At 59.0% G+C, this 26,337-nt stretch carries 22 protein-coding genes and 3 pseudogenes; 12 read left to right on the top strand and 13 right to left on the bottom strand.

The features are described 5' to 3' along the window. Nucleotides 1-78 precede the first annotated feature (78 nt). Entirely contained in the window at nucleotides 79-831 is a 753-nt protein-coding gene (locus tag ABIB90_RS34660; RefSeq protein WP_009859302.1) for a flagellar biosynthesis protein FlhF, read from the top strand. Nucleotides 832-1,571: 740 nt separating this feature from the next. Beyond that, on the top strand, nucleotides 1,572-1,850 hold the full coding sequence (locus ABIB90_RS34655) for a hypothetical protein (RefSeq protein ID WP_354202316.1): 279 nt from the start codon (nucleotides 1,572-1,574) through the stop codon (nucleotides 1,848-1,850). A 764-nt stretch (nucleotides 1,851-2,614) separates the two neighbouring features. Here ABIB90_RS34655 and ABIB90_RS34650 read toward each other — a convergent pair. The 3 genes from ABIB90_RS34650 to ABIB90_RS34640 form a co-directional block, all read right to left on the bottom strand. Beyond that, a complete protein-coding gene (locus tag ABIB90_RS34650) occupies nucleotides 2,615-3,004 on the bottom strand; it encodes a hypothetical protein (RefSeq protein WP_035992114.1) in 390 nt (129 codons plus the stop codon). Nucleotides 3,005-3,160: 156 nt separating this feature from the next. Continuing rightward, complete coding sequence (locus ABIB90_RS34645; RefSeq protein ID WP_354202315.1) at nucleotides 3,161-4,750, bottom strand: bifunctional diguanylate cyclase/phosphodiesterase; 1,590 nt, start codon at nucleotides 4,748-4,750, stop codon at nucleotides 3,161-3,163. A gap of 1,074 nt (nucleotides 4,751-5,824) precedes the next feature. After that, entirely contained in the window at nucleotides 5,825-6,574 is a 750-nt protein-coding gene (locus ABIB90_RS34640) for a PAS domain S-box protein (RefSeq protein ID WP_354202314.1), read from the bottom strand. Nucleotides 6,575-7,618: 1,044 nt separating this feature from the next. Here ABIB90_RS34640 and ABIB90_RS41705 point away from each other — a divergent pair. From ABIB90_RS41705 to ABIB90_RS34615, 6 genes and pseudogenes are all read left to right on the top strand, one after another. Then, a pseudogene (locus tag ABIB90_RS41705) lies at nucleotides 7,619-7,793 on the top strand (autotransporter outer membrane beta-barrel domain-containing protein); the annotation flags it as partial. A gap of 367 nt (nucleotides 7,794-8,160) precedes the next feature. After that, entirely contained in the window at nucleotides 8,161-8,655 is a 495-nt protein-coding gene (locus ABIB90_RS34635; protein WP_009859251.1) for a YybH family protein, read from the top strand. Between the two features lie 765 nt (nucleotides 8,656-9,420). Then, on the top strand, nucleotides 9,421-9,840 hold the full coding sequence (locus tag ABIB90_RS34630) for a ribbon-helix-helix domain-containing protein (RefSeq protein ID WP_035992306.1): 420 nt from the start codon (nucleotides 9,421-9,423) through the stop codon (nucleotides 9,838-9,840). A 3-nt stretch (nucleotides 9,841-9,843) separates the two neighbouring features. After that, complete coding sequence (locus tag ABIB90_RS34625) at nucleotides 9,844-11,034, top strand: extracellular catalytic domain type 1 short-chain-length polyhydroxyalkanoate depolymerase (RefSeq protein ID WP_354202313.1); 1,191 nt, start codon at nucleotides 9,844-9,846, stop codon at nucleotides 11,032-11,034. 491 nt (nucleotides 11,035-11,525) lie between these two features. Further along, on the top strand, nucleotides 11,526-12,038 hold the full coding sequence (locus tag ABIB90_RS34620; protein WP_354202312.1) for a phasin family protein: 513 nt from the start codon (nucleotides 11,526-11,528) through the stop codon (nucleotides 12,036-12,038). 178 nt (nucleotides 12,039-12,216) lie between these two features. Continuing rightward, nucleotides 12,217-13,158, top strand: coding sequence for an alpha/beta fold hydrolase (locus tag ABIB90_RS34615; RefSeq protein WP_354202311.1), 942 nt, complete (start codon nucleotides 12,217-12,219; stop codon nucleotides 13,156-13,158). Between the two features lie 132 nt (nucleotides 13,159-13,290). On the opposite strand, the pseudogene ABIB90_RS34610 reads toward ABIB90_RS34615, so the two are convergent. The 8 genes and pseudogenes from ABIB90_RS34610 to ABIB90_RS34575 all read right to left on the bottom strand — a co-directional run bounded on the left by ABIB90_RS34610 (nucleotide 13,291) and on the right by ABIB90_RS34575 (nucleotide 21,103). Further along, nucleotides 13,291-14,224 (bottom strand): annotated as a pseudogene (locus ABIB90_RS34610) (SMP-30/gluconolactonase/LRE family protein). A gap of 555 nt (nucleotides 14,225-14,779) precedes the next feature. Next, entirely contained in the window at nucleotides 14,780-15,097 is a 318-nt protein-coding gene (locus tag ABIB90_RS34605; protein WP_354202310.1) for a sugar phosphate isomerase/epimerase family protein, read from the bottom strand. Between the two features lie 388 nt (nucleotides 15,098-15,485). Then, nucleotides 15,486-15,641, bottom strand: coding sequence for a hypothetical protein (locus tag ABIB90_RS34600; RefSeq protein WP_354202309.1), 156 nt, complete (start codon nucleotides 15,639-15,641; stop codon nucleotides 15,486-15,488). A gap of 6 nt (nucleotides 15,642-15,647) precedes the next feature. Beyond that, nucleotides 15,648-16,415: a substrate-binding periplasmic protein gene (locus ABIB90_RS34595; RefSeq protein ID WP_009859257.1), complete on the bottom strand. Its 768-nt coding sequence runs from the start codon at nucleotides 16,413-16,415 to the stop codon at nucleotides 15,648-15,650. Nucleotides 16,416-16,441: 26 nt separating this feature from the next. Continuing rightward, nucleotides 16,442-16,774, bottom strand: coding sequence for a c-type cytochrome (locus ABIB90_RS34590; RefSeq protein WP_009859258.1), 333 nt, complete (start codon nucleotides 16,772-16,774; stop codon nucleotides 16,442-16,444). A gap of 126 nt (nucleotides 16,775-16,900) precedes the next feature. Continuing rightward, nucleotides 16,901-18,616, bottom strand: coding sequence for a pyrroloquinoline quinone-dependent dehydrogenase (locus ABIB90_RS34585; protein WP_354202308.1), 1,716 nt, complete (start codon nucleotides 18,614-18,616; stop codon nucleotides 16,901-16,903). Between the two features lie 1,573 nt (nucleotides 18,617-20,189). Further along, nucleotides 20,190-20,429: a hypothetical protein gene (locus ABIB90_RS34580; RefSeq protein WP_354202307.1), complete on the bottom strand. Its 240-nt coding sequence runs from the start codon at nucleotides 20,427-20,429 to the stop codon at nucleotides 20,190-20,192. A gap of 185 nt (nucleotides 20,430-20,614) precedes the next feature. After that, nucleotides 20,615-21,103, bottom strand: coding sequence for a septal ring lytic transglycosylase RlpA family protein (locus ABIB90_RS34575; protein WP_354202306.1), 489 nt, complete (start codon nucleotides 21,101-21,103; stop codon nucleotides 20,615-20,617). Nucleotides 21,104-21,468: 365 nt separating this feature from the next. On the opposite strand from ABIB90_RS34575, the pseudogene ABIB90_RS41700 reads away from it, so the two are divergent. From ABIB90_RS41700 to ABIB90_RS34555, 4 genes and pseudogenes are all read left to right on the top strand, one after another. Then, a pseudogene (locus ABIB90_RS41700) lies at nucleotides 21,469-21,941 on the top strand (ISL3 family transposase); the annotation flags it as partial. A 353-nt stretch (nucleotides 21,942-22,294) separates the two neighbouring features. Beyond that, nucleotides 22,295-22,801: an ANTAR domain-containing protein gene (locus tag ABIB90_RS34565; protein ID WP_354202305.1), complete on the top strand. Its 507-nt coding sequence runs from the start codon at nucleotides 22,295-22,297 to the stop codon at nucleotides 22,799-22,801. Between the two features lie 521 nt (nucleotides 22,802-23,322). Then, nucleotides 23,323-23,622: a hypothetical protein gene (locus ABIB90_RS34560; protein WP_354202304.1), complete on the top strand. Its 300-nt coding sequence runs from the start codon at nucleotides 23,323-23,325 to the stop codon at nucleotides 23,620-23,622. A 400-nt stretch (nucleotides 23,623-24,022) separates the two neighbouring features. Then, a complete protein-coding gene (locus ABIB90_RS34555; protein WP_007601715.1) occupies nucleotides 24,023-24,223 on the top strand; it encodes a cold-shock protein in 201 nt (66 codons plus the stop codon). Between the two features lie 104 nt (nucleotides 24,224-24,327). Here ABIB90_RS34555 and ABIB90_RS34550 read toward each other — a convergent pair whose 3' ends face one another. Both ABIB90_RS34550 and ABIB90_RS34545 read right to left on the bottom strand, forming a co-directional pair. Beyond that, a complete protein-coding gene (locus ABIB90_RS34550) occupies nucleotides 24,328-24,540 on the bottom strand; it encodes a hypothetical protein (protein WP_354171674.1) in 213 nt (70 codons plus the stop codon). A gap of 907 nt (nucleotides 24,541-25,447) precedes the next feature. Next, nucleotides 25,448-25,621 carry a hypothetical protein gene (locus tag ABIB90_RS34545; protein ID WP_009859265.1) on the bottom strand — a complete coding sequence of 58 codons (174 nt, stop codon included), beginning with the start codon at nucleotides 25,619-25,621 and terminating at the stop codon, nucleotides 25,448-25,450. Nucleotides 25,622-26,337: the final 716 nt, after the last annotated feature.

The following is a 26,337-nucleotide window of genomic DNA, read 5'->3' as shown; positions in this document are numbered from 1 at the left end:
CAGATTTAAGCCGCATCGGAGCCCATGTCGCCGCGAAGGCTCGTGCCGAGTAGGGGGCGCAGCACCGGGAAGTTTTCGATGTCCCGTCATTTGCGATTTTACTTCGCCGGTTTAGTCCTTGTCGGAGGTCTTCCGGCGACACCAGCGTGCTCCGACCCTATTACTAACTTGTTCAATATTGCTCCGCGCGAGCCCGCTGCAACCTCATTGGTGCAGCCGGAATGCTTACCGCGGCCCGGCAACTCGCATGGCCCACGCCAGCACTGGGTCTATCGGCGGGACGGCCACCGCAAATGCTGGTTCCTAGCCGAAGGCACCGTGACGGTGCGACAACCGGCTCATGGTCGTGTGGCCAACCGCGCCGCCAGCTCCGTCGAGAACGAGGCCGAGCAGCAAAGGGCGAGCCCCGTGATCGATGCGCGCGCGGAGTTGCCAAGCTCATCGGCGGCCGAGGGGGCTCAGCCGACGCCGCCGGCACGCGAACTCAAGGTGGCCGATGCCGCTTCTGTTTTCGATGCGGGCACGCCGGCCCCCATGCCGGCGCGACCCGTCGCGGATCTTCCTATCACCCAGCTCACGCCCGAGCACTCCGTGCCGCCCCAAGTTGACGTGGAGAAGCTTGCCGCGGCCGCGCGAGCCGACTCACCTCCAGCTATCCCGATGGCCGCGCACAATGAAGAGGTGCGCGACGAGCCGCGCAGCTGGACGGTAACCTCGTTAGGTGTGCTGCTGATGACGCTGGGGGGCTTTTCGATTTTAAGCTCGAACCGCACGGTTCGGCAGACGGTAAAGCTACGCCACCGATGCGCGTACACTGAGCGGGTTAGTTGACGCAGCCCCGCGATCGATGAGTTCACGCCGTTATAGCCGAATTGCCACGCGTACAAAGGTTCCGCGCGCCTGCACTCAGTTCGGCGCTGCCTTAGACGGACATTCGATTAACCTGACGATCCCCTTTTTGGATGGGACTGCCATCATGCGGGTACAAAGTGTTCGTGGTGGACTGCGGCAAGTGATCTGCGCAGCAAAGCTTGACTGTATTGACGAGCAAGCGGCGAGACGTTAGCAAATATGGCGAGCACGACGTGCAGCTTTGGCAAGGCGATCGGCTTCCTCAAATGCATTCGCCAGCTCTTCTGTACGGGGCGAATAAGGACACCGACAATCTCGAATCGACCATGCGCTATGCATTGCTGACAACGCGGGCTATAGTCGTCTGTCCTTTCCATCCAGAGGTCATGATCCGCGTCGGAGACTGCGACGCCGAAACGCATGCTTATTACCGCGCCAGAAGCATCACAAGGAGTGATGGCACGTGCTGGGAGCGTGAAGGTCTCATGGAAGAGATTGTGCGCCAACTCACGGATGCGGCCGACGGCGTGTGTCCTCGGTGTGCGCAGCTGGTTGCTTCCCATAACTGACGGGCCGCGCCGTCAGGACACCGAAAAGGGAAAACCGAGGCAAAAACCTAGAGCTGGCTAGCTGACCGCGCTTCGGTACAAACCGCCGGTTCGCGCTGGCTGGCTTTCGGCAGGATCGCGGCAAGACAAACTTCAGGATGGCCAGCCTTCATGGAGACGCGCGACAACTACCTGCTCCGGCTGGCGAGCGTTTTAGACGATGTCGGGGCGGACCAGCAGGTGATAATTCGCGATCGGTACATCGAGTACGCGTTCGGCGGGAATGACGCGCTCGCTTTCTTGCAGAGGCCGAAGTCTTCGCCCGCGCTCATGGCTGCACCTTTCATTACAACCGCATTGAGCAACAAGGCGTGTTCACCAGGTCCTATCCCGCTGGAGGCAGGGCTTAAGCGTTTAGGAACGACCACGCAGTTTGATCTGCTTCTTTAGCTTGGAATAGCGAGCCTCGACCGAGGCCTGACTCCGGCCGAGGTATGCTGCAATGTCGCTGAATGACGCTCCGGTCGCGCGCATCTGAAAAAGTATTTTGTCGTCCTCTGCGGACCAAATCGCCGAACTTTTAGGAGCCCCGGATCGGACCATTTCCACCCTGCTGCCAATTTTTTCGATCAGACAAAAGCAGGACCGCGATCAGGCAAATTATGGCGGCTGGCATCCCAAAAACAACCGCTTACAGGTTGGGCAGTCGTACAGGCGCACGCCGGATCGGCAGTGTTATCACTGTCCCAGCAGGAGGGCCTCACCGCTAGGAGCGCTCCACGAAAAGGCCGCAGCGGCAAACCACTGCGGCCAGCCGGGTTAAAATGAAGACGTGAAATATTGATTCCAGCCCCGGCAAGACAAGCCTACAGCGACGGCTCAAGTCCGCAATGTCGTCGATGTCACACTTATGGAAAACTTAAACGTCAGCCTTGCTGACTGAGGGAGGGCTCGCCGGGGCTGGCTAAAGCGAGCCCTCAACCTCGTGTGCGAGGCCGCCCCCCGGCTGCCTCATCGCAAGACCGATAGTCTGCGCTAGAACGCGTCAGATTAATGTCCAAACTAATATGGAAATTTGACGATCCGGTTTTCCCGACTTCCCGACAACTGTCTTCATCAGGGCTGAAGGCCTAAGCCAAACATCAAAACGAGAGCCTTGTGACGGAGCGCGCCAGCGGTGCGCTTGGTCAGCGCGCAATTCGCAAGCCGCGCAGTTATCCAACCATCGCGACGATATTTGAGCTCGCCTTCTGCTTATCGACACGGGCCGAAAGGTAGTAGTTGCGCGTTCCCATATTGATCAAAGAAAGTGTTAGCTCTCCATAGCCGAGTTCTGAATACAACTCCGTGTCGACTGCAAAGGATGCATAGGCGCCGACGTTATGCACAGATCCTGCGGCGCCGCATGCCGAGCAGACCATGCGCAACCCGACGCTCGACCACGGTTGATCCTGCGGGAGTGTCTCGAGCCGCACGTCAACCCTGCGATCGCAACGGCCGTTCAGGCATTGGATGTTGCAGGTCACGTGGCCCTCAGCCAGCCATTCAGCGGGGCTGCGGGGCGGATAATGACCGGCCCATTTCATAAATCGGCGAGTGCGCATGCCGCCATCAAAACGGCATCGTAAGTAGCGCGCAAAATATCGATTCCTAGTAGCTCCACGCCCGCGAGAGCTACTGAGTGTCGTGGGTGTGGAAAAGAGAAGGCCGCCCGTGCGGCGGCCTTCTTTCAATTCTTGTGTCTTCGGCTCGCCGACGCCTCAGCGGATCATGGTCTTCCGCTCCGCTCCGTCTCGCCTGGGTACCACTTCGAACGCCGAAGCCAAACGGCGCGGCTGGAGCAGGACAGCGAACTCTTCGAGCGGTAAGGGCCGAGAAAAAAGATAAGCTTGCGCCATGGTCGCGCCGTTTTCGGCCGCGAACTGAAGGTCTTCGGCCGTTTCAACGCCTTCGACGACCGTTTCGAACCCCAATTCGTCCGCAAGTCCGAGCGCCAGACGAAGGATCGTCTGCTTTTCGCGGTCGTCCGCGACACCCGTTACGAGCGTACGATCGAGCTTCACGGCGTCGAAGGGGAGCCTCGCCATCGTCGAAAGATTCGAATAGCCGGCTCCGAAATCGTCCATTGCGAACCGTATGCCCAATTGCCTGAGCAGGCTTATTCTCTCGCGCACGACGTCAGGATTGGGCATCGCGACCGACTCTGTGATCTCGATCTCGAGCTTTGGCGGCGGGAAGTCGGCCTCGCGAACGGCCGTGATGATATCCCTGATGAACAGCGGGTCTTCTATTTCCGTCGCTGCGACATTTACGGCGAGCACGAGATTCGATCCGGCTCGGATCAAGCCCCCGATTTCGGCGAGCGCGCGCCTCAGCACGAAGCGGTCGATCTCCATGATGAGGCCGATCTCTTCCGCGATCTTGATGAAGCGCGCAGGAGGAATGTCGCCCTCCTTCGGGTGATGCCAGCGCGCCAGCGCCTCCACGCCTAGAATGCGTCCATCCCTGCAGGACACCTTGGGCTGGTAATGGACGACGAGCTCGTCATTGCGGATCGCCAAAGCGAGGTCGGTTTCGAGCGCATGGCGCGCACGCGCGATCTCTGCGAGATCCGGCGTGAAGAACGCGCAGGTATTGCGTCCCGAACTCTTCGCGACGTACATCGCAAGGTCGGCGCGGATCAGGAGATCGTCATAGGTTGTGCCGTGGGTAGGGCAGATCGCAATGCCGATGCTGACTCCGATGGTCGCATGGTTGCTCTGGAGCTTGAAGGAAACCTGCAGCGTCTCGATCATCTCGCGGGCACTGAGGCTCGCGGCTGCGACCGTCTTCATACCAGCGATGATGGCGACGAACTCGTCGCCCCCGACCCGGGCGAGCAGACATTTGCCGGCAGCGCCTTTGGACGTCAGCAAATTGCTCAAGCGCTCGGCCACCATCCTGAGCAGTTCGTCGCCAGCCTTGTGCCCGAAAGTGTCGTTGATGGATTTGAAGCCATCCAGGTCTAGGAAGAACAGCGCTGCGCCCTCTTCCGCGTCGATGAGCGCAGGCGCATCGATGCGCATCTTCTCCCGATTGGGAATGCGGCTCACCGTGTCGTAGAAAGCGAGCTGACGAATTCTTCGCGTGCTGGCCCGCAAATGCGTCAGCATTTGCTCGAATGCGAGGCCAAGGCCGCGGACCTCGCCGAGGCCCGTTGCGCGGAATTGAACGTCGAGATTGCCACCCGCGATTTCCTGGGCGGTCTTGGCGAGCGCTGAAAGTCCTTTCGTGAGGTGCCTCACGGCGGCCAATAGCGCGACGACCAAGGCACCGAGCGCCAGCGCCGCGGATGCCAGGAACTGCCACATCAGCAGGGCAGCCCGCGATCGGCTGGTGTTTCGTTCCCGAACGTCCTCTGGCGGCTGGCGATGTGATGCTCGCCCAGAAGATCGCGCTCGAAACCGACGAAGCCGCAGTGCTCACGCTTGCCCACCGGTTTTCTCTGAGACTGCCGTCTCTGCCCCGAGTAGTGCGGCGTGCTTACTAGGTCGCCCATGGGCGGGGCCGCCGACCGAGGGGACGGCGAATCCTCGCCGCGAATGCGCCGATACGCGAAACGAGGACGACTTCGCGACTGCATCCAGCATCTGCGCTGGGCCGGATCGGCGCAAGAACGTCCGTGCGTTAGTGTTACTGGGGCCGCGGCCTAACTACGTTTGGCCGCTTCGTGGATCGGCCTCGTGAGACGATTTCGTCAACAATTCGCAGCGTCCGAGCGAATTCAGACCGAAGATGTCGAGCGTGCGCCGCATCTTTTGGCTCCGAGAGAAAAGCAATCTTCACGAGAAAGCGGTTCAATCGCGATGTGACGAGAAGATTGTCAGAATGTTGCGAGCGCAAGTTTGTGATCTGTCGTCGCATCTCAACGAGATCGGACCGGTCATCGTCGGGCTTGTTCGCCAAATGAAGCTCATAGCGTTGCAACGGATAAACGAAGCCGCCGCGTCGAGTATCTTGGCGCGACGGCCTCACCATGGTGGACCCGGACGGCGCAATGTCCGGTGCAGAGAGGCTAGCGCTCAGCAGCCCCGGTGCAATCGAAACCGCGGATTAAGCTTGATGCCCTCGCTGGAAGTTAATTAGGGAACCGAGAAGCCGCGACGGAAGGTCTGAAGGTACTGAGCCAGTGAATGCCCAACGAAGGAACGTCTGGGTCTTCGTCGGAATTCGTGCTGAACAAGAGCTGCGAAACTTCGATGCGCTGCTATATCTTCACCCTCGACGACTGCGGTAGCACGCTGAACGCGCACGAAATCGACTGCAATAGCGCCGAAGAGGCTCTACAGCTAGGCTCTGCCGCGGTGGCGAACGACCCAGTCGAGGTTTGGTGCGGTCCGCGGCGTCTCGCCCGCTTTGAGCCGGAGCGGAGGCAGGAGCGGCGGCTATCGCGTTTGGGCGCGCGTTTGATCGTCGCCGAACGCTATCTTCGCGAAGGCGAGCAACTCATCAGTCAGCAAGAGTGGGTCATCGCCCACCTCAAGCGCGAGGGACGCGATCTCGCTCTCGCGTTTTCCATCCTCGATGCCCTGATTGAGACCCAGAAGGCTCATTTGCAAGAGCGGGATTTGCCCGCAGCCGAAGTGGCAAAGCGGTCTGAATAGATCGACCTCGACCACTAGCAGCGACAGAGGGGTGCCGTCGCGCTTGGCCCGCGCCCATTCCTCGAGGAGCCGCTCGTCGAAATGGAGGCGATTGGCGATCCCGGTCAGGCCCTCGGACGTGGCGAGGGCGGCGAGCTTGCTCTGCAGGTCATTCTGCTCGGTCATGTCGCGCGAGATCGCCACCAGGCCGTCGATCTCACGGGTTTCCGAGGACCTGGTGACCCGCAGCGCCGTCTCGACCCAGATATCCTGCTGCTGGCGGCGATTGGCGCGATAGATGATGCGGGCCTCCTCGGCCTCTCCGGCCTTCAATGCCGCGACGACCTGCTCCATGCGCGGCCGGTCCTCGGGATTGACGCCCGCGAGAGCGGAGGTCCCGAGCAGCCTGGCGGGGTCCCAACCGAGGATGCGGGCACATGACGGGGACGCGTAGAGAATGCGCTCGTCGAGCCCGATGCGCATCACCACGTCGCTGCACTGTTCCGCGATCAGGCGGAAGTCTCCTTTCTTGGCGACCAGGGCTGCCGCCATGCGCCAGGGGTCTCTCCGATAAAAGTTGGCACGTTCTGAGGCTGACTCTTGGCTCAGTTCTCGGCCTGCCTCCTTGGCTCGATCGAGCAAGATTCGCGAGGGGCCTATCTCCACAGCAACCAGACCGGCGAGAGTCGCTTCCGAATCGACCAGAGCGATTCTGCGTGTGGCCTTAGCAGGTCCGGCCTCCAGCACGAGGAACAGCTCCGCCAGCGCCATTCTGGCTGTTCGAAGCGTTCGCGAATGGGCCAATTGGCTGCAACTGCGCGAGCTTCGTCGAGCGCATGGTGTATCTTCAATAACGACTTCTCCGCGTGACACGCTGTTCGACCAGATGCACGGGATGCTCGGTCCCGCAAAGGGCATAAAGCCTTGGATCAGACGGTCGAGCCCCGGGCGCTCTGCTTGAGCCATAGTTTAACGGACCGGCGGCTCTCTTGGGCTGGACGGTCAGCTTGATAGAATGGGCCCGCCGACCATGTTCTTCTGATTCTCACCGGAGATTTGCGGTGGTGCACAATCTTATTCTCGTATCCTTTCTTGCCTTGGTGGTCGGGAGCTGTTCGGACGCCGAGGTTACTAGCTCGACTAACAAATGCGAATCGCAGCTTTTCTCGAACTACAACGCTAAGGTGCTCCAGCAGTGCGTGCAGGCGTGCATCAACTGCAACAACGGCACGACGACCACGTGCAGTACCTCGTGCACGCTTAAGGGAGCTCGCTAAGCGCCAATTGCCCATTCAGGCTCGTCGGTTTAGGTGCAAGCTGACAAACAAAGATCTTTCGGATTTGCACCAGAAGAGCAGAGCCACGTCAAGAGGCCGTCGTGGACAGCCGCCAGGGACGTCATCAACAGGTTGATGGGGAATCGCCCTATTGCGAACGCCCGACCAGTTGTTAGGCGATTTCAATCATCTGCCCGCGGCGTGACGATGAGCCACAGTTTCGTCCCAGCAGGCGTGAAGCAGGATCTGATTAGAAACTGGCCGGTCGGTGCTTCAGCCAAGTATTGCGACGCCGCGAGCAGAGCGCCATAAACGCCAGTTTCAGACGCTGCGGGGGACGAGCTTTGTGGTCAACGGCGCACGGCAGACGGTTGCGGACCGGTCCGCCGAAATGAAATGGATCAACGGCTGGCCGACGGCCGCAACCTTCGAAGGGGAGTTCTCCAACGTGACGCGCAGCTACGCCAAAGGGCGTGGTGCGATATGCTTGCTAACATCGCGACTTCCGCTGTTGGCCCGTGGCTGCCCTTCGCTCAGAAAACTGGGGGGGGGGCAGCTTTCGAAGGCGAGCCGAACAGCGCAATTCGGCTTGGCCGAGGCAGTCTTTGACCCATGGCCGACATCGCGGTGTTGAGCTATATTGGAGCAGGAGCCAACGTCACTTCGCGATCATCCGATGAATCAGCAAGAAAGTGGCAGGTCGGCGCTAGTGCGCCCGAGGTGTACCAACCGTAATACTACTGACAGGACCTGTTCCTCGAAACCGGGCGACCGCGCGATCGACGTTGCTTAGGAGGACGGAGGTAAGCCTCGTCTCCATCCTCTATTCTAGGGAGGCATCAACAGCAGGGAGCTAACATCATGCGCGCATTTGGAGCTGTATGTTTCTCACTATTACTGTCGGCTGTTCCTGCGACTGCGGCAGATCTCAAGGAGGAAATTGGGAAGATAGCTTCAGCATACGAGCAGCACTTCAACAAACAAGATGCTGCCGGGATTACGTCACTCTATACGAAGAACTACCTGCGTGTTTCTCAGAATGGAATTGAGCCCGACAATACCAAGTTTTACGAGGACGGTTTCAAAGCTGGACTTGATCGCCTCGAGGTGAAGGTGACCGAAGTTCAGCCATTGTCAGAAAACATGGCTCTATCAGCTGGCGAAGCTCACATTACTGGTAAGAGTGAGAAAGGCGATGCCCTAGAAATAAACGCTATTTGGACTGCTCTTGATGTTCGTGAGAATGGGCAATGGAAGATTCGTATGCTGACGTCGGCTCCTAAGGCAGCGCCGCCGCAGCCGCAGCAAGCGGGGGCCACGGCGACTACAACGGGGAACGCGCCGAGTGGAAAATAGTGCCCACCCGAGAGTAGTTCGTCGTAACCGGCTTTCGCGCCCAAACGGGCGGAGGCAGCAACTGAAACGTGGGTCTTTCGGCCACGGAAGCCGACTCGCATCCGCTGCGTGAGATCAAGGGGCCTCGCCTCTCGAAAATGACGGGGCGGCGCGGCTCCTTGATCGGACCGAACAACAGCTTCTGAGTGAAGACCGGGCTGCAGCAAGGAAAGCCCTGCAGGACCGAGTCTGGCCCTAAGCCGAAGAGCGGTTCAGCCGCCGTGATGTCCGCCGTCGCGGGTAATGAGGGGCAGAGCAGGTCCGCTCTGCGCAGGCAATTCAGACGTCGACCTGCCCTGCTATTGCGAGTGCATCGTCGACTTCAATTGCCAGGTACCGGACGGTGTTCTCGATTTTGGTGTGCGCCCGGCGTGGGAGCACGCCGAACCTGTTTCCGCTTGAAGCCCTTGAACGAGCTGGCCCTTGGGCTTGCGGTGATGAGTTTCGCCAGGAATTTGCCTGGCGCGCGACGATGCGGCGACCGCTCTCGACGTGACGGCGCGCCTGCGAATTGTTCGAAGGTCATTGGATGCATTCCCAGTGGCCGGGGAGCGCAAGCGGCGTGCTCGCCGGATGGACGCCAAAGTCCAAACGGGTGACGCTCCCATTCTCAGATCTCGCGCTCTTGGGCGCGGTATATCCGCTCATCCCTTGAAAGTCCCCTAGGGACATCTAAATATCAGCCACACGCCATCCAGTGGGATGGTGATTGAGGTGTTTAGCGCTATGGCCGACAATGTGCGCGAGTTGCGACCCAAAGCCCCCGACACTGAGAAGATCACGATCAACCTTGGCTACGTCGACCTCGGTCATGTCGATCTTATGGTGCAGGAAGGGTTCTATTCGAACCGGACCGATTTCATCCGGACAGCAATCCGGAACCAGCTCGAGCGCCACGTAGAAGTCGTCAGACAATCCACGGCCCGGAAGAACCTGGACCTTGGGCTGCGCAACTACACTCGCGAAGATCTCGAAGCGGCGCGGCGCACCGGCGAGATGCTGCAGATCAATGTTTTGGGCTTAGCCACCATCGCCCAGGACGTCACTCCCGAGTTGGCTCGCGCCACAATCGCGTCGGTCTCGGTGCTGGGTGCCCTTCACGCCACTCCCGCGGTCAAGGCCGCTCTCGCCGACAGAACGAGGTGAACGATGCTGAATCAAGACATAGTCCGCGAAGCAACCCGCCTCACGCGTGCCGGCCAATTGGTCGAGGCCACCGCGCTGCTGCAGCGCATGCTCCAGGGCGATAGCGCTCCAAGACCGGAGTCTCGCGGCGCCTCTCAGGCTCGGCTCCCGCGGCTCGATCCGCTCACCATCGACGCCACCGCCGAAGTTGTCGAGGAGCGGGAAGCTCCGCAGATTGCGCCGACCCGCTCTGCTCAGGGACGCAGACGCTCCATACCGGTCGACGGCATGCGGGATTTTTCCGGGCTCGGCCTGCGAAGTCCGATCACGCGCGTTCCTCTGTCCCCATCGGACATCGTGCCCGAGAACACACGATTTATCGCCGGTACCTTCAGTAACGCCGCGGGAAGCCGGACCTACAAGCTATTCATCCCAAGCCGATGTCAGGGACAACAGCTTCCCCTGATCGTAATGCTTCACGGCTGCACCCAGTCGCCGGACGATTTCGCGGCCGGCACCCGGATGAACTTTCTGGCGGAAGAGCAGAATTGCTTCGTGGTCTATCCTGAGCAGCCGAGCGGAGCCAACCAGTCGAAGTGCTGGAACTGGTTTCGCACCGGCGACCAGCGCCGCAGCGGGGGCGAGCCCTCGATCATCGCCGGCATTACCCGCGAGATCATGCGCGACCATGCGATCGATCCGAAACGCGTATACGTCGGGGGGCTGTCCGCCGGCGGGGCCGCCGCCGCGATCATGGGCGCAACGTATAGCGACCTGTACGCGGCCGTCGGAATTCATTCAGGCCTCGCGTGCGGCGCCGCGAGCGATCTTCCCTCCGCGTTCGTAGCCATGCGGCAGGGAGGCGGCTTCAAGGCAATTGCGGATAGCAAAATATCCGTGCCGACCATCGTTTTCCATGGCGATCGCGACACTACGGTGCATCCAAAGAATGGCGACCAGATTATCGAGCAGTCCGCCAGGGCAACGAGGCCGACGACGACGGTACTTCGCGGACGCGTACCCCACGGCCATGCCTATACTCGCACCGTCCTGATCGACGGGGCCGGTCGGACGATTTCCGAACACTGGAACATCGATGGCGCCGGACACGCGTGGTCAGGAGGTAGCCCCGCCGGGTCCTACACTGATCCGCAAGGGCCGGATGCGACGAGGGAAATGCTGCGCTTCTTCCTCGAGCATTCGCTCGGTGGGTAGTCTGGCTTCACAGGGCGCTCAGGTTGTCCTCGAGCACGTCGCCGAGCGTCCGGACCGCTTGGCGTCGCCGAAGCCGGCCTTTATCCGTCAGCGCTGGGCGCGACGGGCGAGAAACAGGTCGCATAGATCACCGGGACTTTGGAATAATCCTCTCGGCAACGTTCGGTATGTGCCATCCGTCGATGTCTCCCGGCGGCTTGACGACCGTGATGAGAACGTCGGCGAGAAAGCGGTCCTTTGGAGAGCGCAACGCGCGGAGGCCCGATCGTTCTCAGCCTGACGCCGTTGAGCATAGGTCTGGAAGATCGCCAGCTAGACGTTTGTTGGTTGGAGTTGCTACCTAAAATCATCCTCGACAGCGCAGAACGTCCGATTGATCTCAGTTCATGCGGGACTCCAACAATGCAAGGGCTTGGAACGCCACGTCACAAAGCCTGTTGTCCTTTCAGAAATGACCGTTGTGGTCGCCCCCCATTTTCTTGGAGTGTCAGATGAGCAAACGCAAGCCGGCGACAGCGCCGAAGCGCGCCCGCAATCCGAAAATGGCCGCGCGGCCCCAACAGAACAAGCAGGCCATTGTTCGAAGCCCGAAACAGGATTTACTTCGCTCTGTTGCGGCAGTCTCGATTGAACCGCCCCTTGGGCTTTATGATGACTCTAAACACGAGGTTCCTCTCATTGAGCCTCGGGTGGATGCCTTACCGGATGACCTCAGTCCGAGAATCACGGATAGCGATCCAACGAAAGGCGTTGCTTTAGCGACGGCAAACATGCAGGCGTATCAAGCGAAGCTTCTTGAGATAGCCGCGGCCAACGCGCAATTTGCTTTTGAATTCGGCCTCAGACTTGCGACGATCAAGTCACCGACTGAATTTTTTGGCGTCATTACGGAGTTTACAAACAGACGGCTCGATATGGTCGGGCAGCATTCGAAAGAACTGGCGGCTTATCCGGTCTGGCGCATCAATCCGCCCCAAGAGCTCACCGCTCTGTCGGGACGATAACTGCAAGCCGTATCCGCTGCGGCAAAGGATGGAAGCGAACGCGGATCACGCACGCGCGGTTGCTTGCTTTCGGCTGGGGCGCGCGGCTCACAACGAGGGAGCCGAATCAGCATCGGCCCTAAGCGGCCTCGGTGCGCCCAATCCGAGGTACCCGCCATCGCGCATATAGGTTGACACCATGTCCACAACAGAAGCCGTGCTGATGATCGTTTTGGCAGGACTTGTCGTTTTGATCCTCGGCAACATCGCGTTTCAGGTGGCAGCGGAGCGAAAGAATCCCCCGATCGGCGTCTTTACCGAGTGCGACGGAGTGCGCCTTCACTATATTGAACGGGGCGATACCGCCGCCCCTTGCGTGGTCCTGTTTCACGGGAACGGCACCATGATTCAGGATCTCGTCCTAAGCGGTTTGGTCGACCGCCTGGCCCAAGACTATCGCGTCGTTTGCTTCGACCGGCCAGGATTTGGCTACAGCGACCGTCCGCGCACGCGCATCTGGACGGCCACAACGCAAGCTTCCTTGTTCGCGAAGGCTCTTGATCAGCTTGGAGTGCGCAATCCCGTGGTGCTCGGCCACTCCTGGGGAACGCTGGTGGCAATCGCGCTGGCGCTGCGAAGCGGTTATGCCGTGGGTGGGCTCGTGCTTGTGTCCGGCTACTATTTTCCAACCTTTCGGATGGATTTTTGGCTCATGTCAGGTCCGGCACTGCCGCTGCTCGGGGATCTGATGCGCTACACTATCTCGCCGATCATATCGTGGGCTATTACGCCGAAGCTGATGCGCACGCTGTTCGCGCCGCGTGCCATTCCGCCGAAATTCAAGAATGAATTTCCGATCTCGTTGGCTCTCCGGCCCAAGCAGTTGAGGGCGGCCGCCGAGGAGAGCGCGTTCCTTATTCCAGCGGCCGCGCAGTTGCAGCTTCAGTATCAGGGCATCCGGTCTCCCGTTAGGATCCTGCATGGAAAGGGTGACCGGCTCATCGAGGCCGACCAGTCGCGCCGCCTGCACGAGGTGTTGCCTAGCTCGGTGCTACATCTGGTCGAGGATGCCGGTCACATGGTTACCTATGCAGATGCTGCGGGAATAGCGGATGCCGTGGCGGCGCTGGCTGCCCAATGAGGCGTGTTGAAGAGCGCGCCGAACCTGACATCGCAGACAGGTCCACTCACGCGGGCCGCGTGAGGCGCAGCCCGCGTCAGATTCCGAAAGGCCGCCTTTTTACCGGATCAAGTCATGCTGATCGTCGGACCGTCATGGCTTCATTGCGCCCTGCGCGCTTGTGTAGACTGCGTACAGAGAGGTCGAACCGCAGATGTAAAGTCTATTTCGTTGCTGGCCGCCGAAGCAAAGATTGGCGACGGTTTCCGGAATGTGGATCTTACCTAGCAGTTCGCCCCCTGGCGTATAGCAGCGCACCCCGTCCTCGGTCGGATCGCCCCAACCCACGGAGCACCAGACACGACCCTCGGTGTCACAGCGTAAGCCGTCGGTAATGCTGGGCTTGGGCATTTCCGCAAAGACCTTGCTGTTCGACGCCTTTCCAGCGGCGACATCAAGGTCGAACACCCGGATGTGAGAGGGATTGTCGGGCCCGTCGGTGAAACCGGTGTCGATCACATAGAGCTTCTTCTCGTCGGGCGCGAACGGTAGTCCCGTTCGGCTCGACGAAATCATCGGCGATCACCTTGATGTCCCGTGATTTAGGATCGACGCGGTAAACGTTGTGCTTTTCCTGCTCGGGCTCGGCCTTGATGCCCTCATAGAAGCCGCCGATGCCGTAGGCCGGATCGGTGAACCAGATCGCACCATCGGACGTGACAACCGCGTTGTTTGGCGAGTTCAACCTATTGCCATTGTACTTGTCAGCAATGATTGTGATCGAACCGTCCAATTCAGTCCTGGTAACGCGTCGGCCAGAATGCTCGCAGGTGATCAAACGGCCCTCGCGATCGATGGTGTTACCGTTCGAGTTCATGGATGGCTGGCGGAACACGCTGACGTGACCGTCGTCTTCCGAGAAGCGCATGATGCGGTTTGGAATATCGCTGAACAGGACATAGCGGCCAGCCGGGAAGTAGACCGGCCCCTCGGCCCATCGAAATCCCGTTGCGACGCGTTCTACCGCCATCGTTCCGGCGAACGCCGGAAAGTCAGCCGACCCGAACGTGGCCTTGCTCTTCTTCATGGATTCCAGGTGAGCATCCGGGTAGCGACTTCCCGATAGCGGCCCCAATGGCAACGGCTCGGTCGACCTGGTTGGAGCGCCCGTTTGACCGAATGGCGCTACGCTCGCAGCCGAAGCCATTTTCACGGTTGCTGCCATTGTCGCGGCTGCTGTTGTGGTGAGAAACGCGCGTCTGTTCATCATCACCTCCCTGTTGCATTGACAATTTTTGCGAGACGCTGATCGGCGATCCGAACTGCTTGCCAAGCAGTGCTGTCGTTCGGACATCGTAAATTGTAGCACGAGAAAGATGGGCCAAGAAGTCGAGCAGTGCGCTGAGCGTGAAGAAGGCAATCCTTGGCGAATGGGGCGCATCTCGCTGTGCGCACCCGCCCCGAGGTCGATCGCGTAGGGATGAGATGAGCCAAACGGGTTCAAAAAAAGCCCCAGCTCCCGGGTCGGGGAAACTGGGGTCTAGCCTCTCGCTTCGGCCGGCAAGGGGACCGCCGGCACCGACATGCTAGTTCCTCCAGGGGCTCCAGGGGAGTCACGATCAGGTGTGGTTGATCACAAGCATTACGGTGTGCGTGGCCGAATGAACCCGCGCGAAAGATATGGCTGGTTCCGAAGAAATGCGATGCTTGTCTCTATGCTCCGCAGCGGATCAGTTGAAACATCCTGTTCGACGAGAACATGTCTCACGCCGCTCTGGCGCGCAGCTTCGAGTATGCTGGCAAAGTCGATCGTGCCGCGACCTAGTTCGGTGGTCGAACCATCTTTTGCCATGTCCTTGAGATGAACCAGTGGAAACCGCAATGGATTTGCCCTCAAGACGCGCGCAGAATCGAGATTTCCTTTGGTTGCCCAATAAACATCGAGCTCGAACTTGACCAAGCGCTCGTCCGTGCGCCTCAGCAAAACATCATACGGCTGGATGCCACCGGGCAGGGCAGCAAACTCGAAGTCGTGATTATGATAGGCGAGGTCAAGTTCGACCGCGACGCTAATTGACCAATCGTGTTCAGATTATCGCAGATCCGCTTCCAATCATCGGTGGTCTTCCGTACCGACGGATCCAACCATGGACAAACGACAAACCGACTGCCGAGCAAATGAGCGATCTCGAACGATGGTTGGGCATTGTCCCGCAGACTGGGGTAGTCGATATGCAGTGATGGGGCAGTGAGACCCAGGCCTAGCAGGAGCTTACGGGTGTGGCTGACGTCTGAGCCGAGAATGCCGGCAAACTCCACCTCGCTGTAGCCGAGAATGGCAACTCTCCTCAGGGTCCCCTCAAATCGACCTTCAGCAGGTCACGAACCGTGTAGAGCTGCAGGCCAATTTTCCGCACCTCTCCACCGAATGTCGAATCGATTGTCATCATCGCCCCAGCCGCGATGAATCCTAAAACAGCTCGCCTGCTGAGTTCCGCCGGCATACTGGGCTATCTTGGCGCTTGTAGGACGACACCGTAGCGCTCGTATATCCGATTGATCGTACCGTCGGTTCGCAGCCGGTCCAGGGCTCCGTCGATAGCTTCACGCAACTGGTCATCCGGGCGCACCATGCCAACAGCAACATTCCAGTTAAGGTTCGCCTCGTTCTCGTCGAGTTCGAGAATGCGTACCGCCTTGTCCGGATGCGTCACATTGAAATAGCTGGCGGTCGTCGGGGTGACCGCTGCCGCATCAATCTCATGATTGGCAAGAGCCTCTAGGCTGTCGACCTCGAAACCAAACGTCGACGTGGGCACGTGGCGCCGACCGAGGGTCATGGCCGCCATAGATCCGACCAGGACACCAACTTTCGAGTGCTCATCGAGACTCTTGAAGGAGGTGAGTTTGCTTCCATGAGGAACTGCCAGCGCAACACCTGTGCGGTAATACGCCTTCGATATCCTCAGATTGGTCTCGCCCTGCGCCTCGCGGTCGGCGATGATGTCGAGCACGATGTCGCAGCCCGCGCTCCGCATCTGGTATTGAGTGATGATCCAGTCTGACCTCAGTGAGACACCAAGCTCGCGCGCGAACGCGTTGCCCAACTCGATCTGAAATCCGGGAGGGTCACCGGCCTTGTTGGCGAAAGGAAGCGAGTTGGGGTGGGCGCATAGTCCAAGCACACCGGAGTTGCGGATCGCGTCGAGAGAACGAGCCTGCGCAATACTGGTTAGTTCCAGCAGGGCGCCGACCACGAGGGCTAAATAAGTTTTCATGAAACCCCTGTGTAGATCAATGTCGCCTAGCCTTCATGTGGCTTCAGGGCGCGGATGTATTTCATGATTTCGTCGATTTGCGCATCGCTGAACGTCACGCCGAAAGCCGGCATCGCGCCTTCCTTGCCGTTCTTGATGCGGTTGCGGATGAAGTCGTCATCTCGCTTGCTATCCATGAGCTGCGGCCCCTTGCCGGCAGCGCGACCGCCGTCGGAGTGACACCAACCACAGGTCGTCGCGAACAACTGCCCGACATCGAGTTGTTGGTTATCCGGAGCGCCCGGAGTAGGTTGCTGCGCGCGAGAGGGCAAGCTGGCAATCGTAAGGAGCGCGGCCAGTGTCGAGGTCGACAACGTCATGATCTTCCAAGCCAATCGCATACCGGCCAACCCTACCTCTCAGGGATCCAATTTGCGCCGAGCTTCGTTAGCTCCGCTTTGACAAAGGGAGCGGCGTCACGCCGCTCCCTCCCGGCGTCACGAGCATTATTTCAGACTGTAAACGATGAGCGCGCCGTCGTCGCGAGGCATGCTCTTGTAGACGCCGCCGAAGGTCGGCGCGTAGTCATCCGACGCCATGCCGCCGAAGCCGGCGACGACCGCGATGTACTGCTTACCATTGACGGCGTAGCTGATGATGCCGCCTTGGTGGCCGGTGCCGTCGCCGTGGCTCCACAATTCGGCACCGGAATCGGCATCGTAAGCATGGACCGTGCCGCGCGAGTCCGGGACGAATACCAGATTGCCTCCAGTGGACAATACGCTTCCGAGCGGCGGCTCGGGGAAGCGCACTTCCCACTTCTTGGCGCCGGTGATGGGATCGCGCGCATCCAGATGGCCATAGATCTCACCGCCGGGCGGCGGAGCGATCTTGAAGTCGGCTCCGATGTTGAGTTGGGCCTGAGGAGCAACGATCGGAGTCGTCTTCTGAACTTCGAGCGTCATGCACCATTCCTGGCCGAGCTTGTAATAGAGGCCTGTCTTCGGGTTATACGATCCGGAATTCCAGCTCACCCCACCAGATATGTGAGGGCACAATGGTTCGGAAGCCTTCCCGGCGGAGAAGTCGCGGCGACCGATTAGCTCACCCGTCTTGGGATCGATATCCTTGACGAAATTGCTGTTCTGCGTGATCCGCCATACGTTTTTGACGGCGAGGTTGCGGTCGTAAACGAAGATATATCCGCTCTTGTTCGGATGGACGATGTACTTCTGGCCATCGCGATCGAGCATCACAAACTCGCCGACCGCGCTATCAAAGTCCCAGGCGTCGTGAGGTAGCTCCTGATGATATGACTTCAGCTTGCCGGTGTCGATATCGAGCGCAAGCACTGAGGTGGTGTAGAGATTGTCTCCGGGGCGCGCCCCTTGCGTCTTGTAATCGGCTCCCGACCAGTCGTAGAGCGGAGCCGGGTTTGCAGTCCCCCACAGAATTGTGTTTGTCTCGCCGTCGTAGGTGCCAGGCATCCAGCCGCCGCCGCCGCCGGTCCGCCACGAGTCATTGCCCCAGGTCTTTATGGCGTCGTCGGTGCCGGCAACCGTCAGGAATTCCCATTTCTTCTTGCCGGTTGCTGCATCAACACCGAAGATCGGACCCCGGCCCGGCCATTCGCCGCCTTGCGCGCCGATCACCACTGTGCCCTTGGCGTAAAGCGGCGCTCCGGTGAAACCAACGGTCAGCTTTTGGGAATCGATCAGCTTGGTGTCCCACATGACCTTTCCGGTCTTCATGTCGAGCGCGATGAGGCGGCCATCCATGGTTCCGACATAGACCTTCCCTTCGCCGATGGCGGCACCGCGATTATAGGGGGAGTGGGTCTGCCGCGCGATCAGGGCCTCGTCCAACTCGGGGAAGTAAGACCAGATCACCTCACCGGTAGCGCCGTTCAGTGCAAACGTGCGGCTGTAGGACCCAGTGTAGTAGAGTACCCCGTCGGCCGCGAGAGGCATCGATTGCAGCCCTCGCGTGGAACGTCCCGGAATATGGATCCAGGCAACGCCCAGATTGCTTACGTTACTGGGATTGATCTGTGCTAGCGGGCTGTAGTGATACGACTTGTATGAGCCATGATAGGTCAGCCAATCGTTCTGACCGGCGGATTCAATCCGGGCCGTGTCCACGGATTGCGCAAACGCCCCTGACGCCATAAGCGTCACACCAATAACAACAGGGAAACAAGAATAACGCCACTGCTTCTTCATGTAGAGTTCCTCCCGCTTTTTAACATTTGTGGACTGAGTAGCCGCCTCCGAGGAGTTTCGCCGTTCAATGCGGCGCTTCTTCGCCACCACATATCAGGTGCCGCACACTTCCTCTCGCTCTTCTCACAAGTAGCTACGCTGACCGGACTGGCTCTGGTGCACCAACCCACTCGCAGAGTACGCGGGATCACGTCTTGTGCAACGATGGAATTCCCACGCGGCACGGCTAGTGAATGTCAGCGCCTCTTACCGAAGTCTACCCTGTCTTGCGGCTGGGGAGCCACCTCGGCGAAAAAAACCCCCGTTGAGCGGGGGAGTACCAGGTCAGCACTTTTACCGGCGCGATCGGATCGCTAGCAGTCGGGCATTCCTGCTGGGCGCGAGGAAGCATTGGCGTTGGCGCTCGTACCGGAAGAAGCAGCGGAAGAAGTGCCAGAGCTTGACCCAGGTGATGTTGTTGAGCCGACCGTGGTATTTCCGGATGGTCCAGTTGCGGTGGCGCCGCTTACGTCCCGAACCACCTTATTAGCCACGTCCCAGCATTGTTTGAGATCGTGACCACTCGACCCACCCGTCGAAGTTCCTTGAGCGTTTGCGAATGCACCGATAGCCAACAATGCGGCGCTGATCGGCACTCCTAGATAAATCTCCTCATTGATGGAATCTCCTCTTGTATGCCGGCAAGAGTGCCGACGCCTCTTAATGCGGGTGCAACATCCAACGTTCCCTCCAGATGCAAGCATCAAGCGAGCAACGAACTTGTCGCGCGGCACACCACATTAGCGACTTCGAGGAACTCGCGGCATGGAGCACATTTAACCTGGACGTGGCGGACGCTTTGTTGCGCCCAGGAGGAGGCTCGCGGAGCGTTCTCGAGTGCTTCTGTCAATAATCCCCAAACTTCGGAAGTTAGAGGATATCCACTCCTCCAAACTGTGGGCGCTAAACCCTCGCGAAGATGTTCATTTTTCGCAAGCCTTGGTCGGTTCTAGAAATAAGCTACGGTAATGAACTACGGTAACTCGGCCAAATCGCAATACGTGATGCCACTATGGGCATCCGCCCGCAAGGATGTGAACCTCTTCGTCCTGCTGGGCTCTCGCGACTTCGACAGGCATAGTGTCCTTTTCGCACGCCTCGCGCCGCTCAACTGCGAATACTTTCTGTACACGCCGGTTTCAATTGCTAGCTTCTAAAATCGTCCTTGCAGTCGCTCTTCGTCGCGTTCGTGCTCGGAAGGTCGATCCCTCGCGGATTTAAGAGAGCTGCCATCCTGCACGCAGGATGCAAGTGCGATCAAGAGTTCAGGCCTCGCTCGGCGTCACCGATCTCGCAATTTCGCCGACGTGAACGGGCGGGGGAGCAGTTAGATCATCGCGGCCAACTGGGCTCAGGCCATGGCATGTAAAGACGCAGCCCTGCGGAGAAAGGGCATCGATGAGCTGCAGCGGCGTCCTCTCATGCTGTGACATACCGGGCCGGCACGATCAAGACCTACAAGGCCGGCACGTAGGGCAGGGGGTTCCGGCTAATCGTAGAAGCACGGTTCGGCCTTGCAGAGCTTGGGAGCTAGTTAGACGGGCAGCCGAAGCCAAAGGTCGTTGCTAGACAGCGTACCGGCCGGCGTGGCTATCTCCAAATCGACGATGCGAAATGAGCCGGGCTGATCATCATACAGGTAACGAAGATGCCAGACCGGGCCAAGTTCTGGTGTAATGGCGAAGTCATCTAAGGCACTCGCGACGTATCGAACGGCATCGCGATGTGCTATCGGCGCGGAGAACATCGTGTCGATCAGCGTGGCGAGGCTCATACCTTCCTGGAGCATGGTTCGCGCGACTTCGTCTCCGTGGACGAGCCTAAGGGCCGATACGAGGGCCGCGATAGCGTCAGGGTTCTTTAGAGACACGGCAAATTCGTTTCAGGCCAAAAGCCGGACTATTGACGTAGGGGCGCGTGGGCGGCGGTTGCGTCCTTTCGCACGGCAATGCACGTCTGCTACAACACCTCAGCACGGACTTGAGCAACGCCACGATTTGTAATCCCCAAGCTGCGCGCGGCCGCCAGCGAGAGGTCGAGGACGCGGCCACGGACCCATGGTCCGCGGTCGGTGATACGAACGACCACCGACTTATTCGTCTCAAGATCAGTGACGCGGACTCTCGTGCCGAACGGCAGACGGCGGTGCGCCGCGGTTAGTAGATTCCGATCAAACGATGAACCGCTCGCTGTCTTGCCTTTGGAATACGAATAGTAAGAGGCTTTTCCGGAAATGAATCGATTGAAAGATTGAGCCCCTGAACGATCTTTCAAAGGCTCTTGTCCGTTCGGAGACTGCGCTTGCGGCTCCTCCTTCTTTGCCTGATCGAGTACTTCAGGAGCGGGCTCCGCGTGAGCCTTTGGAACGACGGACCATCTGTCATTGAATGTTTGCCCGACAGCAGGGGTCGCGTGAAGCCCCGTCCAAGTTGAGACCGCTGCAATCATTATCATTCCAGAAAGCGGGCGCATGATCGACCTCGCTACAAATCACAAAACAGAGAAACAATGCAAACTCATAACGCACGTTCCGGCACATCCCCGATTCATATGTAGAAAGGTGATGTACTACCCATGGCGGAACGTAGACGCAGCGCAGCAAGCAGATAGCTCGCTGCAACGCACCACGTTAACGGCATCAGTTCTAGAGCTCTCTGGCGAAGCGAGCGTCAACACCGCCTGTACGTGCAGGGATTCAATCAGTGGCGTGAATGTCTTCGCCCTGATTATAGACACGAGGAGGACATTGAACGGACCGCCACAGTTTGGTGGGGCGAGAGGCCGCGAGTCACCTAAGACGCTCCGTGCGTTGCCTGCCATGGCTCGATGTTCAGTGGTCCGCTGGTCACTATAATGGCGCCGACCTGTGGGGTTGCCTCAAGGCGCAGGGATTTAGCCCGGTGCGAGTCGTTGCCGAATGGGGACACGCCGTTGGCGTGCCGAAATGTCCAATGCTCAGAGCCTGCAGCGCGTACCGTCCGCGAGACCTATCGCGCGCTGATGACCAATGGCCGCGATACGCTATCAAAGTCAGAGACCGTCACTATTGCGGCAATTGAGCAAGGCATTCCTCTCCTGGTGGAAGCTCGAGAAATCATAGCCGGTTTCCGTGCGATGATCCGCAAGAAGGCTCACGGAGAGCTTGAATCATCGTTGGAACCAGCATGCGCAAGCCTAGTCGTGTCTTTCGCCAACGGCGTCGTCAAGGACAAGGCCCCCGTCAGCGCAGCGATTACCGACGTCCTGGTCCAACGGACAGACCGAAGACCAGATCGCCAAACTCCAAACTGGGTTAAGCCCCAATGCCGGGGCATGGAAGGAGTAAAGCTTCCAGCCGCGCTGGCGCTGCTGCTGCGAGCGGATTTGCGCGGCCTCAGGCGGAAGGGACCGCGATGGATGCTCGTGGCGCTTCAGACCGCTGGAAGTTTGAACGAGATGTTCAATTGGTTCAGAGAGGTGGCCAAACATTGGCCGGAGAGACGCAGATCACTAGAAGTAGTGGGGTAGACGGCACATCCAAATTGACTTTCATTGTGGCGATTAAGCCTAACGGTTCAATCTCAAAACAGAGACGGAAACCACTTCGTTCTCGCGGTATTGAACAGGCCGTGTGACACCTTTTGGGGCGGGGAACGGGCTTTGGAAAAAGACAACGCAGTCAAACCGATCAGGTTTGGCCAACGAAAAGTCGTGCCTCGCATCTGCGTGGCTGACTCGAAGAAACACATTCGATCTTTTCTTTGTGAAGCGCTTCAAGAACTCGGATTCGCCATCTGTGAATGCGCTCATTCAGCCGAAGTAACCGGAGTAATCAACGCCGACATTCCTGATCTGCTTCTGCTCGGGTTTGCTGGCGAGGGCATGGAAGCGGTCCGTGTTTTGGAGCGACTCGCGGGCGAGCGCTTTGGTGGCCGGGTGCTCTTGTTCGGGCCTCCTCATTCGCAAGCGTTGCTGGCATTGGCGACGCTCGGAGTCCAACTCGGCCTGCATATGCTTCCCGTCCTCACCACGCCGTTTGGGGAGCTAGAGCTGCAGGCGAGGCTTGCTGACTTTGTGCCCTTGCCACCGCCGCGCCCCGGTGCCCGCCAGTTTCATGTAAGCAAGCCGTCGCCAGATCAGGTTCACAAGGGCTGTGAGTGCATTTAGCCGCTCGAGGCGGACTTCAGCGCGGGTGCAAAGCGTTCGGAGAATGTTGCGGCCTTGCCATCCCGGGCTGCAGAAAGGGCCGCCGAGATAATCGTTGAACACCCCACGAATGCGATCGCCAGGAAGGCCGCACCGAAAATAGTTTCCGCATATTACCCTCCTCGAGAGGACGTCAATGCCGTTCAGTTTTGGAGGGCGTTGTTTCAGCGTCATTCCGTGTGAGGCTCGAAACGGTTTCGTGCACGCGGTCGTGACGCAAGCTGGAGTTACGGCGGCAGGACCTGCGTTGTGCGCCGCGCAACAACATATGCTCCGAAAAGACCGATGGGGGAGAGACGGCCCCGGCTTCAGGGTTGGCTCTTGAGGTACGCCGGGGCCGCACCGCCAGCTTGGGCAAGCTAGCGAGACAGCAACGGCGCCGTGAGGACACGGGTTCCTCGCCGCGCAGATCAGGCGAGGTTTAATTGGCACAATGTAATCCGCCGCGCTTTATTTTCGTTTCTACCCTGCGGCAAGCCACAATGCCTCTGACACTGCGGATGATCGGCCTGGATGATTACACGGTTCACGAGGACCGGCAGCTAGTCGGGCGCATCCGCTACGCCAACGAACGCTCCCCGGGGTTCTGGTTGTGGACGTGCATCGTGACGCTTCCCGGTCCGCCGTTCGGGGAAGCTGGCTCGCTCGATGAAGCGAAGCGGCGATTCATGGTCGCATGGGGGAATTTCAAGGCGAAGCATACGGCGGAAGAGTTGGGGAAGGCCTTCGCTGAGATGAACCGCGCCAACCGACAAGACCATTATCTGCGCTCAGTGCGTTAGCGCGTCGCATTTGATTGCAACAAAATTCGCCGGTTCACACTGACGGCCATTTCCAAGCCGACGAGTTCGTCCCGACTGTGTACGCGCCCAGCAGTGAGATTGCCCCGGCTTCAAGGGGGACTTTTGGGTGGCCGGAGCCGCTCCGCCAGCTCCGCGGGGAGCCGGCAAGATTCTCAAGCTCCCTATTGAGGTGTTCGTTCCCTGCTGGTCCATCGTTGGAAATTCACAGGAGGCGCCGGTTCACGTTGGCTGCCTTCCTCATGTGGGCAACATGACGCCTGTCCCAGTATAAGCGGTCATGCATCCAACTCGCATTTTAAACTAAGTCCTAAGTTGGCGGGCTTTTCGTTTTTATCAGCTTCTGTCATGTTGCCACGGTCATTTTTCAGGAGAGACGCGCGTGGCAACAGGTATTGTGAAGTGGTTCAACGCGACCAAAGGCTATGGCTTCATTCAGCCCGACGACGGCGGGAAGGACGTCTTTGTCCACATATCAGCAGTGGAGAAGGCTGGCTTCAGTGGTTTGGCAGAAGGTGCAAAGGTGAGCTACGAGATCGTGAGCGATCGGGGCAAGCAGTCCGCAGGTAATCTGAGACTGTAGGCGTGGCTGGGACAGGGCCCGCTGGCTCGCGCCGGCGGGGAGGGCGCTTTGATCACGTGTATCGAAATTGAGTACACGCTTTGGTGCTGCGATCTTCGGCGCTTTCACCGCTCCAGTTCCTTGACGGCATCCTTTAGCAGTTCGAGAAGCCGGATTTCACATGCCCCCATGACGAACTGATCGGCGTCGTCAGGCACGACAATCTGCCCCTGCACGTGTCCATCATGGGAGTGGATGATGAAGTCTCGGGCCTTGCACGCTTCGTTGCGGACGTTCGTTATCGCCTCAAGCGGACCCCATTCAATTCTGACAGCCATTGCTAACCCTCGTCGTAGGGGAAGGCGCGTGAGCTACTGCGGGTCATGAGAGTTGAGGAGCGGCAAAGCCGGCAGATCGATCGGCTCGCCTGGAGGTCGATCAACTCTGTTCGCTTTCTTTCCGCTGACGAGGACACCAATATAGCCGGCACCCACCAGTAGGGCCCCTGCGATCATCAGCCAGTGCGGAAATGCCAAGGACATGGTCGCTGGCCTTAATACCGCGCAGGGGCGGCGGTAGGAGAAACCTATTCAACCATTTCGTGATTGAACAAGTCAAATAGTTAATATTTAATAGCTACATTAACAATTTAATTGTTGAGATATTATGAGCGGGGTGCACTTATGCCCTCGATCGAGTCTATGCACTTCAGCAGCACAGGGCCTTCCGACCAGCACCCCTATGATCGCGCGCCGGGGGCGCGTCCTGCGTGGTGTCCTTCGGCAAGTGGGCCAATCGTCGCCGAGCCGGAGGCCGCGAATGACACCGCGGGCGAATGGCCTCTGCTGCCGTTCCCTGATGGTTGGTACGCCACCTGCTGAGTTATCACGCGGCGTCTGCCTCTATGGTGCTGGCAACCGGCAAAGCCGGCACCTGAAAGCGTCTGCGGGCCGGTGGGGTTGCCCATTTAGCACAGTGGCGAGGATTCACCCCAATCAGGGATGATATGTGAGATATTCGACAGAGAGTGTCGGAAGAGGCGATACTCTTGAGGCGGGATGATGGGCCTAGTTGCGTCATTTTGCATGTCGGAAGATGTACTTCGCTTCTACCAGTTAGCTGAGGTGTGCAGGGAACGGGCGGCGCAAGCCCGTCAGTCCGTCGATGCGGAGCCGTGGCTAAAGCTTGCTGAGGACTGGCTCGAATTCGCACGAGCCGACCAGCAACGGCGCGACAACGGAGCGCTTACGAGCCGCGCTGCATCCGATGAACGGCGACCAGAAGATCTGGCCGCTCGAGCACTTCCACCAGCTTGTCCAAGATGATGCGCTCGTTATTGCGGGGCCTCGGTTCTAAGTATTCTTCCAAAATGCGCTGGGCGTCACTAACAGCTTGAAGAGCTAGCTGTTCATCCGTCATCTGTTAGCCTCCAGTGGCCATTCAGAACGGAAGAACTTATGTGTAAGATAGTTCCAGATCCCTTAATTGCCGGTTGATGATGCGGTGCTCACGATAGGGGAGGCCGGCGAGTTTTTCTTTGATCAGATCGGACCGGGGCAGGCCAGTCCACGATGACTAAGTTTCACCCATGTGTATGATTCCCTTGGGCGGGGCTTGTTTCGACATGCTGGAAGCCATTCTCCTATTGCTGGGAATTGGGGCCGCAGCCCTTCCGCTGATCGCCTTCTGGGGACTGCAGCATCACGTATGACTGCGCCTCGGGGGCCTACCGCCTCGAGGGGCCGCCGGTTGACGCAGCGTGCTTGCTGCACGCGACTGTGATGACTGTTAGGAAATACCCTGCAAGCGGGAGGTATTCCTGAGCCTAGCGTGCGCCCTTCCACTGGAGGGAAGCGCAATGAAGGATGAAGTGGAACTTGGCATCGTATCGAATGCTCGCGCTGACGGCCGCTGTTCTGGTGGCGGCTGGTACCAGCATGGCGGTCGGTACTCCTCGTGGAGTCCATGAACCAATGTTGGGGTCCGATTGGCAATGCAGCCGGACCATGCTGCTCGTGACCACGTGTGCGCACTGAAGCGTTGATCGGATAGCCGCAGACGCGTTCGGCAAGGCCAGCGGGCGCTGGTTCACACATCTCGGCCCTCACGAATATCGGCCTAACAATCAATTAACG

The organism is Bradyrhizobium sp. JR4.1, assembly GCF_040548605.1.
Classification (GTDB): Bacteria; Pseudomonadota; Alphaproteobacteria; order Rhizobiales; family Xanthobacteraceae; genus Bradyrhizobium; species Bradyrhizobium canariense.
Note: the sequence above shows the minus strand (reverse complement) of the source record. Positions and strands in the feature narration are given on the sequence as shown.